This is a genomic window from Streptomyces sp. 15-116A (assembly GCF_025290915.1).
Classification (GTDB): Bacteria; Actinomycetota; Actinomycetes; order Streptomycetales; family Streptomycetaceae; genus Streptomyces.
Genome location: NZ_JAOCQE010000002.1, coordinates 75,953 through 88,162, shown reverse-complemented (window position 1 = coordinate 88,162; position 12,210 = coordinate 75,953). Strand labels below are relative to the sequence as shown.

General features: G+C 68.5%; 10 protein-coding genes. 6 read left to right on the top strand and 4 right to left on the bottom strand.

Annotation, left to right across the window (positions count from 1 at the left end):
* From pglZ to N4P33_RS00970, 4 genes are all read left to right on the top strand, one after another.
* On the top strand, positions 1 to 1,908 hold a 1,908-nt coding region (gene pglZ / locus N4P33_RS00985; RefSeq protein ID WP_260824231.1), incomplete at its 5' end, for a BREX-2 system phosphatase PglZ.
* A complete protein-coding gene (brxD, locus tag N4P33_RS00980) occupies positions 1,905 to 3,236 on the top strand; it encodes a BREX system ATP-binding protein BrxD (protein WP_260824230.1) in 1,332 nt (443 codons plus the stop codon). The genes pglZ and brxD, both read left to right, overlap by 4 nt.
* A complete protein-coding gene (locus N4P33_RS00975) occupies positions 3,233 to 5,407 on the top strand; it encodes a DEAD/DEAH box helicase (RefSeq protein WP_260824229.1) in 2,175 nt (724 codons plus the stop codon). The genes brxD and N4P33_RS00975 overlap by 4 nt, the downstream gene beginning before the upstream one ends.
* 151 nt (positions 5,408 to 5,558) lie before the next feature.
* Complete coding sequence (locus tag N4P33_RS00970; protein WP_260824228.1) at positions 5,559 to 6,140, top strand: Uma2 family endonuclease; 582 nt, start codon at positions 5,559 to 5,561, stop codon at positions 6,138 to 6,140.
* A 227-nt stretch (positions 6,141 to 6,367) separates the two neighbouring features.
* On the opposite strand, the gene N4P33_RS00965 is transcribed toward N4P33_RS00970, so the two are convergent.
* Both N4P33_RS00965 and N4P33_RS00960 read right to left on the bottom strand, forming a co-directional pair.
* Entirely contained in the window at positions 6,368 to 7,495 is a 1,128-nt protein-coding gene (locus tag N4P33_RS00965) for a site-specific integrase (protein WP_260824227.1), read from the bottom strand.
* Between the two features lie 126 nt (positions 7,496 to 7,621).
* The gene (locus N4P33_RS00960; protein WP_260824226.1) at positions 7,622 to 7,804 is read right to left on the bottom strand and encodes a helix-turn-helix domain-containing protein; all 183 of its coding nucleotides are present in this window, start codon (positions 7,802 to 7,804) and stop codon (positions 7,622 to 7,624) included.
* 1,160 nt (positions 7,805 to 8,964) lie between these two features.
* Between N4P33_RS00960 and cutA the strand changes: the two genes are divergently transcribed.
* Positions 8,965 to 9,291, top strand: a complete 327-nt coding sequence (cutA, locus tag N4P33_RS00955; RefSeq protein ID WP_260824225.1) for a divalent-cation tolerance protein CutA — start codon at positions 8,965 to 8,967, stop codon at positions 9,289 to 9,291.
* Between the two features lie 65 nt (positions 9,292 to 9,356).
* On the opposite strand, the gene N4P33_RS00950 is transcribed toward cutA, so the two are convergent.
* Entirely contained in the window at positions 9,357 to 10,598 is a 1,242-nt protein-coding gene (locus N4P33_RS00950) for a helix-turn-helix transcriptional regulator (RefSeq protein ID WP_260824237.1), read from the bottom strand.
* Between the two features lie 131 nt (positions 10,599 to 10,729).
* Between N4P33_RS00950 and N4P33_RS00945 the strand changes: the two genes are divergently transcribed.
* On the top strand, positions 10,730 to 11,239 hold the full coding sequence (locus tag N4P33_RS00945) for an ATP-binding protein (protein WP_260824224.1): 510 nt from the start codon (positions 10,730 to 10,732) through the stop codon (positions 11,237 to 11,239).
* A 62-nt stretch (positions 11,240 to 11,301) separates the two neighbouring features.
* Here the strand turns inward: N4P33_RS00945 and N4P33_RS00940 are convergent, their stop codons facing one another.
* Positions 11,302 to 11,802, bottom strand: a complete 501-nt coding sequence (locus N4P33_RS00940) for an SAM-dependent methyltransferase (protein WP_260824223.1) — start codon at positions 11,800 to 11,802, stop codon at positions 11,302 to 11,304.
* Between the last annotated feature and the right edge of the window lie 408 nt (positions 11,803 to 12,210).

Sequence of the window (12,210 nt, the reverse complement as noted above, 5' to 3'; positions counted from 1 at the left end):
CTGACCGATCTGGTCCGCGGCGACCGGCTGCTCCCGTCGGGCTACCTGGGGCGGCTGCGGGCCCTGGCCGCCTGCCTCGGCAGCCGCGGCGAGGGCGCGACCGCACTCGCCGAGTCCGCCCTTCGCGACCTGGAGGCACACCAGCTCGCCGCGCTGTACGCGGAGTCCACCGAGACCGCCCGTACCGCTGTCCGCCTGATGCGCTGGCTCGCCACCGACCCCACGCCCTGCGCGACCGTCGGGCAGGCCGTGCAGGACCACCTCACCTCCTCGGGCTGGGCCGACCTGGCCATCGGCGTCCTCGCGGAGGGGGACGCGTCCCGCGACACGGCCGTCGGCGAGGCGTACCGGCGACTGATAGGAGCGGCACGCGAGCGCCGCGCCGCACTCGACGCCCACTTCGCCGGCCTCCTCGCCTCCTGGTCCGAGACCGCCTGCCAGCAGGCGAACGGCGGTGCGCTCCTCATCGAGGACGTCCTCGCCAGGACAGCGGCCCCGCTCGCCCAGGGCGGCGGCCGTCCGCTGATCCTCGTCCTCGACGGGATGAGCGCGGACATCGCCGTGCGGATCGCGGGGGAACTGGACGGAAGGGCGTGGACCGAGATCGTGCCCGCCGCCGCCCAGGGCACCCGGCCGCTGCGACAGGCAGCGGTGTCCATGCTGCCCTCGATCACCCGCGTCAGCCGGGCATCCCTGCTGAGCGGGAGGCCCTCCGAGGGCGGCCAAGCCGCTGAGCGCACCGGCTTCACCGCCTTCTGGCGCAAGCGGCACCGTGACGCGCACCTCTTCCACAAGGGTGGATACGAAGGCCCGCCCGGTCACCGGCTCGCCCCCGAACTCGTCCAGGCCCTCGCCTCCGACGACATCGTCGCCGTCGTCGTCAACACCATCGACGACGCCTTGGCCGACGGCCGGGAGGGAACCAGCGGCCGCTGGGGCCTGGCCGACATCGGGAAACTGCCCGACCTGCTCAACGCCGCCCGCGACTACGGCCGCCCGGTCGTGCTCGTCTCCGACCACGGCCACATCGTCGACCGCACCGAGCGCGGACACCAGCCCGCCGAGGTCACCGGGGTGCGCGGCGCCCGCTGGCGCACCGGAGACCCCGGTGACGGGGAAGTCGCCCTGACCGGTCCGCGCGTGCTGACCGACGGCCGCCGTATCACCGCCGCTTGCCGTGACGACCTGCGCTACACCGCGCGGCAGGCCGGATACCACGGCGGTGCCTCACTCGCCGAGGTCACCGTTCCCGTGATCACGCTGGTGCCGTCCGGAGGGGCCGTGCCGTCGGGCTGGGTACTGCTGCCGCCCGAGTCTGCCGAGCCGGCGTGGTGGGAGAAGGGCGACACCGCCGTACCGGGCGCGGGGTCGGCGGCCGATTCCGAGGACATGGCGGGGACCGAATCCAAGGACATGGCAGTGCCCGGAACGGGAGCCGTGAAAGGGGTCGTGTCGCGGGCCGAATCCGCGTCCGCCGCAAGCGGAGCCGCACCGCGGGACGGAGGGAAACCGCCGACGGACGTCGACGACGGACCGAAGGCGGCACGGCCCGCCCGACACGCCACGACGTCCGGCCGGCTCACCCTCGGCCAACGGACCGTGCGCAGCGCCGCGTACCGGGCTCAGCGCGAGTTCGTCCGCGCCGCGCCCAGCGAGAAGGCCGTCGAAGCGGCACTCGACGCCCTGGACGAAGCGGGCGGGAAGCTGTCGCCCGGGGCGGTCGCCGCTGCCGCCCAGGCCGCCACCGGCAAGTCGCAGCGCAACCCCGCGCGCTTCGCCACGATGCTGGAGCGGCTGCTCAACATCGACGGCTACCCCGTGCTCCAGCTGGTCGAGTCGGGCCGCACCGTGCAGCTCGACCGTGCCCTGCTCAGCCAGCAGTTCCTGTCCCCGGAAGGCACCGCATGACCCGCCCCGCCCTCGACATCAGCGCCGCGCGCCGCCGCGACGTCGTCGACGCGCTGCGGCGCGGCACCGTCCCGCAGGCGGGGCTCGGCCTGTTCGCCGTCGGTCTGGAACGTTTCGAGAGTGCGCTCGACGACGACCTGGCCACCGTCGCCCGTGGCGGAGCCGGCTTCCATGCCCTGCGCGGCGAGTACGGCTCCGGCAAGACGTTCTTCGCCCGGTGGCTCGCCGAGCGGGCCAAACGGCGCGGGCTCGCCGTCAGCGAGGTCCAGATCTCGGAGACCGAGACCCCGCTGCACCGGCTGGAGACCGTCTACCGCAGGCTCACCGAGCGGCTCACCACCGCCACTCACCAGCCGTCCGCACTCCGCGCCGTGGTCGACTCCTGGTTCTACGCCCTGGAGGAGGAGGCGCTCGCCGGAGGCGACGTGGCGGACGACGACGAGGAGGCACTGGCGAGCGCCGTCGACGTGCTCCTGGAACAGCGGCTGGCCGCCGTCGCCCGCACCACCCCCGCCTTCTCGGCGGCGCTGCGCGGCTACCGGCGGGCCGTGGCGGCCGGCGACGGCGCCCTCGCCGAGGCCCTGATCGCCTGGCTCGGCGGGCAGAAGTCGGTGGCCGCCGCCGCGAAACGCGCCGCCGGCATCCGCGGCGACCTCGACCACTTCGCCGCCCTCGGCTTCCTCCAGGGCCTGCTCACGGTGTTGCGGGACTGCGGGCACCCCGGACTCCTGCTCGTCCTGGACGAGGTGGAGACCCTGCAACGGGTGCGCGGCGACGTCCGCGAGAAATCACTCAACGCGCTGCGCCAGCTTCTCGACGAAATCGACACCGGGCGTTTCCCCGGCCTGTTCCTCGTCATCACCGGCACCCCCGCCTTCTACGACGGGCAGCAGGGCGTACAGCGCCTGGCGCCCCTCGCCCAGCGCCTTGCCACCGACTTCACCACCGATCCGCGCTTCGACTCCCCGCGGGCGGTGCAGCTGCGGCTCCCCGGCTTCGACCTCGCCTCTCTCGGCGAACTGGGGCGCAAGGTGCGTGACATCTACGCGGCCGATGCCCGCCACCCCGAGCGGCTGGCCGCGCGCGCGGACGACGCCTACCTCGACGAGCTGGCACGTGCTATCACCGGCGCGCTCGGCGGCAAGGTCGGCATCGCGCCCCGCCTGTACCTGCGCAAGCTGGTCGCCGATGTCCTGGACCGCATCGACGAGTTCGAGGATTTCGACCCCCGTCGGCACTACGCCCTGACCCTGCACACGGCTGAGCTCAGCGACACCGAGCGCAACGCGGCGAGCAGCGCGGCGGACATCCCCCTGGACCTGCCGTGAGCGATCGGGCGTTCGACGAGAAAGGCGAGTGGCGCGCGCCCGACGCCTTCGACCTGCTCGACCCCGTCCTCGGACACCACATCGTCAATACCCTCGGCTGGCACACCCTGCGCCCCCTCCAGACCGAGGCCGTCGCCCCGCTCCTCGCCGGCGAGGACGCCGTACTGCTCGCCCCCACCGCTGGCGGCAAGACCGAAGCGGCCGTCTTTCCTCTGCTGAGCGCGATGAACCGACGCGGCTGGAAGGGCACCAGCGTGCTGTACGTGTGCCCGCTCAAGGCCCTCCTGAACAACCTGCACCCGCGCCTGGAGACGTACGCGGGCTGGCTGGGCCGCAGCACGGGCCTGTGGCACGGCGACGTCACCACCTCGCGCCGCCGCCGGCTGCTCGTCGAGCGCCCTGACATCCTGCTGACCACACCGGAGTCCCTGGAGTCCATGCTGGTCAGCGCCCACGTCGACCACCGCTCCTTCTTCAGCGGCCTGCACTCGGTCGTCATCGACGAGGTCCACGCCTTCGCCGGGGACGACCGCGGCTGGCACCTGCTGGCCGTACTCGAGCGCCTGGTGCGTATCGCGGGTCGGCCCCTCCAGCGCGTCGGCCTGTCCGCGACCATCGGAAACCCCGCCGAGCTGCTCAGCTGGCTCCAGGGCTCCGGGCACGGCCGACGTCCGGGTCGCGTCATCGCGCCCGACTCACAACCGCTGCCTCCCCCGGCGGGGACCACGCAACCGTCCGGAGAGATCGAACTCGACTACGTCGGTTCCGTCGCCAACGCCGCCATCGTCATCGCCGCTCTCCACCGCGGCGAGAAGCGCCTCGTCTTCTGCGAGAGCCGGCGCACCGTCGAGGAACTGGGCGAGCAGCTGCGCCGGCGCGGCGTCACGACCTTCCTCTCCCACGCCTCGCTCTCCGTGGACGAACGCAGACAGGCCGAATCGGCATTCGCCGAGGCGCGGGACTGTGTGATCGTCTCGACCAGCACGCTCGAGCTCGGCATCGACGTGGGTGACCTGGACCGAGTCATCCAGCTGGACGCACCCCGCACCGTCGCCGCCTTCCTCCAGCGGCTGGGCCGCACCGGACGCCGTCCCGGCACCAGCCGCAACTGCCTCTTCCTCGCCCTGGACGACGAAGGGCTCCTCGCCTCGGCCGCCCTGCTGCTGCAGTGGTCGCGCCACTGGGTGGAACCCGTCACCCCGCCCCCCGAGCCCCGTCATCTCGTCGCTCAGCAACTGCTGGCGCTGTGCCTTCAGGAACACCGGGTCGGCGAGAACCTGTGGCAGCAGTGGTGGGGCGGCATCGGGCCCTTCGGCCCCGGAGCGGCACCTGTCGTCCGACATCTGGTCGAGCAGGGCTACCTCGACCAGGACTCGGGCCTTCTGTTCATCGGCCCGCAGGCCGAACACCGCTACGGACACCGCCATTTCATGAACCTGACGGCCGTGTTCACCGCCCCACCCGAGTTCACCGTCTTCAACGGCCGCAAGGAGATCGGCCGCACCGACCCTGACCTGCTCACCGAGGAGGTCCAGGGTCCCCGCAGGCTCCTGCTGGCCGGACGCAGCTGGCAGGTCACCCACATCGACTTCAGCCGACGCCGCTGCTTCGTCACCCCGGTCGACGAAGGCGGGCGGGCCAGGTGGAACGGTTTTGGTGCCGAACGGGTCCTGTCCTTCGAGCTGACCCGCGCTGCCCGCGACGTCCTCCTCGGCCAGGACCCGCCCGTGCGCCTCACCGGGCGGGCCTCGGCACGCCTCGCCCAGGCCAGGGAGACGCACCTGGACACGGTGCACCCCGGGGGCACCGTCATCGCACGCCGCCCCGACGGGGACGTCCGGTGGTGGACCTGGGCGGGACACCGCGCCAACGCCACACTCGCCGCCACCCTGCTGCCGGCCGTGTCACCCCACCGGCGCGCCCACGCCCACTGGATCCGCCTACGGGACGACCTCACCCACGAGGACTGGGCGAACGCCATGGCCCAGGCACACGAGGGCCTGAGTCTGCCCGAGATCGACGGGCACGCCGTGCGTGGCCTGAAATTCGCCGAGGCACTGCCCCCCAGGCTGGCCGAGGCAACGCTGGCCGCGCGCACGGTGGACGAGGCCGGTGCCCGCCTGACCCTCGAGGAATCGGTTCGCTTTGCGGTACTTCAGCCTGAAGGCTGAGCCGGGCAGCGCTCCCGGCCCTGATCCTGGAGGACAAGCCTCACGCAGTACCCTCTGTAGGATCCGCCGCATCGGGATCAAACAGCTCGCGCTCAGTCACCCCGTTGACGATCTCGTGACCCGTGCCTCTCCGAGTCGCTACGGTTGAGCCATGACCGCACTGCCCAACTGGATGCGCCCGCCGCGCGAGGAAGGCTGGTTCGCGGAGGACCTGGACCGCCTCCCCGAGGCGCCCCGGCACACCGAGCTGATCGACGGAGCGCTTGTCTTCATGATGTCGCCGCAGAGGTGGTGGCACGGCCATCTCGTTACCATGCTCACCGTCGCTCTCATGGAGCAGGCGCCCGGCGATGTCAGGGTCGGCCGCGAGATGACGATAATGCTCGACCAGCGCAACCGGCCCGAACCGGATCTGCTGGTGACGACGGCCGACTACGACGGAGACCGCACCTGGTTCGCACCGGACGAGGTACGACTCGTCATCGAGGTCGTGTCGCCCGAGTCCGCACACCGGGACCGGACGGTCAAGCTGCGCAAGTACGCGGAGGCCGGCATCCCGCACTACTGGTGCATCGAGGACGAGAGCGGCGCCCCCGTCGTCCACGTCTACGAACTCGACGAACCGACTGGCGTCTACGCGCCCGCCGGCATCTTCCGGGGCGCCCTCAAGCGCCCTGTGCCTTTCGAGATCAGCCTGGATCTCGACAAGCTCACCCCGCCGCGGAGCAAGTAGAACTCAGCACGAAGTCAGCACGGGAACGCAGAAGGTGCCCGGGCTCACCAGAGCTCGGCACCTTCTGACCTGCACGCTTGACACACTGTCTAACTTATTGTAATTGATCCGTCACACATTGAAGCGGAACGTCGAGTGCAGAGCTCTCACCTGCGAAAACGTCGCTTTCGATGGGGCCATCCCAGCACCATCCCAGCACGGGAGCTTCATCCCAGCACGGGCGTCGCTCAGGCCGCAGACGCAAAGGCCGATTGCATGATGTCACGGCATCGGTCCCACGACTCCGGAACCAGGTGCCCGTAGATGTCGACCGTGGTCTTGATCGACTTGTGGCCGAGCCAGCGCGAGACCTCGTGGATCGGGATGCCGGACGCCAGCGCGGTGGAGGCAAAGAAGTGCCTCAGCGAGTGCGGGTGGTATTTCGGCTTGCCCCCGGCGTCCACCAGCCCAGCCGCCACGCACGCCTTCTTGAAGTGGTACGTGTAGGTGTTGGCGGTGGGCATGATCCCCTTGCCCCGTTCGCGGGGCGCGAAGAACACCTCGACCTGCCGGGTCTTCCCTGCTGCATTCACAAAGGTGAGTGGAATCGGCTTCCACATCTCCTCGTGGGCTTCGATCTCGATGCAGAGGAAGCCTGCGGCGGGCACATCGCGGTACTCGCCCTCCTCGCGGTGCTTGAGGGGGACGAGACGCGTCTTACAGTCCTGGCGGTGCGCCTTGGAGCTGATCTGCCAACGGACGCGGATCACGTCGTTCCGGAGGCACCCAACGTGGAAGGCCAGTGCCTCGCTGACTCGAAGGCCGGCCCCGGCCTGGAGCCAGACGGTCAGCTTGTATTGCGGAGACATGTGCTTATGCAGAAGGCGGACCTCGGCGAGGGCGGGAATCTCCTCCTCATCGACCGCGCGACTTCCGGGGGCATTCTTCACATCCTTGGTCGGGTCCTCCCGAATCCGTTTTTCTTCCTTGGCGGACCAGAAGATGTGCTTCACCATCTTCATCCGGTCATAGACCGTGCTCGCCGCTAGCTCCTTGGCGATGGCCGCCTTGAAGTGCTCGATGTCCCTTTTCGTCACCCCGGCGATTGTCTTGCGGCCGAGCCTCGGTATGAGGTGGTTGTCGATGAAGCCCTTGTAGTTTGAGTACGTGGACTCCCCGATGATTCGGCGAGCGAGCCAGTCTTCGGCGTAGGCGCGGACAGTGATCTTGCCCGCGTTGGGGTCAATGTAGAGGCCCTCGTCCTTGTCGGTCTCGACCCTCGCCGCAAAGGCATCGGCCCCATTAGGACCAGTCTTCTTTTCGAAGGTCTTCTCCCGCTGACGCGCGGTCCTGCCGCCAGGCTCGCGGTAACGCACCGTCCACGAGTGCCCGCACCGCGGCTTCGTGCATGGATACGTTGCGACCTTGGGGTCGGATTTGCATCGCTGGAAAACGGTAGCCAACTGGCACCCTTCCCTTTCTAGGGCACGGCAAGGCAACCGTTACCCATAGTTATCTTCGAGATAGGCGACGATGTCGCGCTCACGGAATCGCAGGAGACGGCCGACTTTCTGAGCCTTCAACCCCCACGTTCGATATTTGTTTTTTACGGTGATCTCGCTGACCTTGAGCCATGCGGCCACCTCCTCGGGAGTCAGCAGGCGATTGCTGCCCCCGGCGGTCAATGCGCCACCTGCCCGCTTACCCCGGCGAAACCCTTCACCCCAAAAGGCATCTACGTCACTCTCCGACAGCAGAGGTGCCGTTACGGTTCAGCGACTGGCACCGCGGTCTTCTGACAGCAGAGGACAGCGCCGTTCTCCAATACCGACTTCAGGAGCGCGATCCACTGCATTCGCCCAGCTCCACCGCCAAGCGCAGCCGAGTGCGAACTCCTCAATGGTCGCGACGATCGCCGGTTTGGCTAACCGGCGATCGTCGGCTATGTTGCCCGCCGCATCGGATGAGCCCGGCAGTGTCTCGGACTGGCCGCAGTCAGGAAGCCAAGAGGTAGGAGCGCAGGGCCGGGGTCGCGCCACCTACGACGAGCACCAGCAGACCGTCATCCGTGAGGCGCTCAAGATGGAGCCGCTCGGGGACCCCTGTGGCCCTGGCCACGTGCCGCCTTGTGGCTCCAGGGTGTGCCGCAAGGTACGCGAGGACGGCACGGTCGTCGCGGTAGCTCCGTTGCAGCCGGTCCACACTAAACAGGCCGGCTGCACAGACGCAGACTCACAGCCCGGTAGAGACCGCGACGTAGTCGCCTGCCGCCTGCCGGACCAAGTGTTAAGTGCGCCGAGGACAAAGAGCACGGGTGAAGAGAAGCGAGCGGATCGAATAGCGGGATCAGACAGAGGGGCCTCCCAAGTAGGGACCACGCCAGCAAGGTGGCCTCACGCGGTGCGGGTTTCGATGGTTTGTAACCCTTGCCGCAGCGAGGTAGCTGCATGCCCGACCTGGTGTTTTGCGGGCTGTTGTACGTTGACATGATCCCGGCGGAGCTTTCCAGTCTTTTGAAGCTCCTTCTTGTCTGCCTTGGGCGAATGCCGCTTTCGTCCCGGCAAGAAGAGAACGTGTTGGCACCGGGCCGCGAAGCCGTTGCACAACCTCGTCGGCCAAGACAACGAGCCCGGACCCTGGCTCACGGGTGGGGCCGCCGTGGGCGAGCCCTCGCAGCGGCCCGCGAGGGCAGCGTTCAGTACTCGACCATGCGACCAGTGCCCCACATTCGGTCGTTGATCACGTCGTGGTCGTGCCTCACTCGCCCGGAGGGGCAGCGGCCGGCTTTCGGTGTGCCCTGGACGGCTGGGTAGGGTCGCGGTACCCGAGCTGGAGAGGTAGTTGCATGGCCAACGGTATTGTGATTGCGCAGACGACCAGCGACGATGAGGGGCAGGCGAAGATCCTGGCCCGAGGTGCGGTCGAGAGCAAGCTGGCAGCGGGAGTGCACATCGATGCGCCAATCACCGCCTTCTACTGGTGGAAGGGGAAGATCGAGGCGGCGCGGGAGTGGCGCATCTCGTATATGACTACGACGGACCGTCTGCCCGCGCTAGAAGCGTGGGTGCATGAGAAGCACTCGTACGACGTCCCCCAATGGATCACGCTGCCCGTAACCGGCGGGTCGGAGGCGTACCTGTCCTGGGTCTTCGAGGAGACGGAATCCGACTGAGGATCCAGGGGCCGGGCGTCGGCGACGTTGGTGCCCTGGGCTCGCCGCGTGCCACCCGAGGTGGATCAGGACGCGAACCGCCGGAAATGCACGGCAAGTTCGCGCTCGCTGTCAGGGAGCAACGCTGCAATAGCCGCCGCCCGCTCCTTGCCCATGGTGTTGGGCTTGGCCTGTGCCGCCGCAGCGAACTGGCGAGCCACGTAGACGCCTTGGTCGACGTCACCCCCACGCAGTAGGGCTGACGCCAGATCACCGAGGACCACGACGCCCCCGTCCGGTAGCCCGTCTCCGAGGCGGTCGACCGCGGTATCAGCAGTGGACGTGAGCTCGGGACGCCTCAGCTGGCCGTACACGGACAGGGCCAACGAGTCCATGCGGTATGGGGTCACGAACCTGACCCATGCCTGCTCGCTGGTGTGGTCCGCGAAATCGTAGGCGAAGCGCGCTCGGTCTAACGCCTGGAGCGCCCCCACCTCGTCGCCGGCCGCCGCAGCTTCTTCCGCGTGCCTACCGAGAACCCAGGCGGCAGCAGTAGCGTTACCGTGGCCTCGCACGTCGTTGGCGGCTTGGGAGAGGAACTCCACCTTCGCCTTTGGCGTCAAAGCGCCGTAGCTGCTGTAGGTCAGGGCCAGGGCTCGGAGTGGAGGATGCCCGGCAGCCGCCGCGCACTGCGACGTGACTTTGTAGTAGGCGTTGGCTTTGTCGTGCTCCCCCAGGTCCCAGGCCACCCAACCGGCCAGAGCGGCGGTTTCCCCGGCGGCGATGGTGAGAGCGCCTTCGTGTTCGCCTGCACGAGGCAGGGCCGTAGTGATCGCGTCAAGATGCGACTCGACCGTTTTTTGTAGCCGCCGCGCGCTGAGGTTGAGTTCCTGGACGTGCAGTTCAGCGGCTCGGTCGATGAGCGCGGCGGCAGCGGGCGAATCGATCTTGGTCCCCTTGCTGAGGGCGAAGGCGAGGCGCCCCCACGGCTCGGCGGCCACGCTCACGCCGATAGTGGCGCTACCCAGGAGCGTGCGACGCTTCACGGCGTCTTGGTCCTCCCCTGCATCGGCATGCCCCTTTCTCTTCCGAGCGCGGGCGGCCTTGGCCTCTCGCTGTAGTTCCTCGAAGGGGACACCGCAGGCCGCCGCGATGTGGCCGATTGTGTGGTTGGTAGGAATGTTCTCGAAGTTCTCATAACGGCTGATCTCTCGGCGGGTCATGGTGTCCCGGCCGGAGACAGCGTTGATCGCCTCCGCCTGCTCCTCCTGTGTCCGGCCCGCTTCCTGCCGAAGCCGGAGGAGCAGGTCGGCGAACGGGTCTGGCATGAGTTTGACCTCTGTCGGTGGGCGGAATCCAATCATGGCCTCAATTCCCCCCTTCAGTTTCCCCCTTGACATGATTTTCCCCCTCTGGATTCCCCTGGTCGACGGCGTCGCCGCACGGTGCCATAGCCCACATGACCAGGCTCCAAGAGGCGGCCCCGCCCGACGGGGGCATCCGCAGCTGTGCGGCTACAGCAGGCGCGTCATGCGTCAGGCCGGTTCAGGAAGATGAGGCCGGCGCATGGGCGAGGGCAGAGGTACCGGCGGCATCCCATGCCTGTCAGGCGGCGCTTCTCCCCGACCTTGCGAAGGTCGGGGAGATGCGGCGCATAGCCAGGGCGTTCCTGCGGCGGTGCCGTGTTTCGGAGCCGGTGGTGGGGTGCGTCGTACTGGCCGTTTCGGAGCTGGTCACCAACGCCGTGGTCCACGGTGAGGGCGAAGTCGTGCTCCGCATCACGGTGGCCGTCGACGTGGTGCGTGTCTCGGTAACCGACCACAACCCGGCGCCCGCTGTGCTCAAGGAAGCCGGACCCGACGGCGAATCGGGGCGCGGAATCCGGCTGGTCGATGCGATCTCAGACGCATGGGAGAGCAACGGCGAGGAGACGTGGTGTGAGTTCCGAGACGCGAGGGCTGCAGCTTGAGCCAGACCTCCAGTTGGTTCCCGACGATGCAAATGGCAAGCCGGGCAGCTCAGTCGCTTCTGTCATACAGGACGCTCCGAGGGCCGTTCGCTTGCCTTCGCCCAGTAATTCGGTTCGAGCATCTCGCCGGGCCAGGCGGGCTGACGGATCGGGCCACGGGGCCCCATCTGTTCGAAGTACGGTGCCAAGTCGATCACGGGCGTTCCGTCTACAGCGTCGAGATCGGTGACCAACAGGTCCCGCCCTTCGACCTGGAGCAACCGCGGGTAACTGACGGCCAGTTGATTGGGACGCCGGTGGTTGCGGTGGACAAAGGTACCGGTCGGCGGCCAGCCCGGATTTCCGCGGGGGCTGCGCGCGTGGAGCTGGACGTCTTCGGGTCGCGCCAGGTGGAAGCGCCACGTCACCGTCAAGTGGGAGAACTCATTGATGCCCTGGAGGGTTTCCAGGGGGTATGCGTCGTTGAATCGGATGACCGACTCGACCCCACCCTGGTAGTCATCCTGAACGCAGGTGTGGCCGCCAACGACCGTTGCGATCGATTCGACCTCGTACGTCGTCACCGGTACCGGTTCCTCCCCCTTGGAGACGCGGATCCACGAGCTGCCGTACGGGGCCCTGAGCCCGTGTCGCGGTCAGCCTATGTCCCGCAGCACGTTCCGTGCCCGGTGGTCCAGTGCGGTGACGTGGCGACCGACGCGTTGCCGGTCAGGCGGCAGCTCGCTCTGAATGCGAACGATGCCGTCGCGGGCACGACCGGACTGGGCTGGACATCTGTCATGGCCGCGCCCGGCAGGAAGCCCCTCGTGACGCCGACGAGAACGGCCGCTGCCTGGTGCTCGTGCAGTCGCTCACCCAAGAGGGACGAGGGGCCTGGCGGGGTCGAGGACGCCGGCCCCATCACATGGTGTGAGCTGAGATTGGCGGCAAGCTGATGACAAGCAACCGCAGTACGAGGTGCGCCCCGTCCT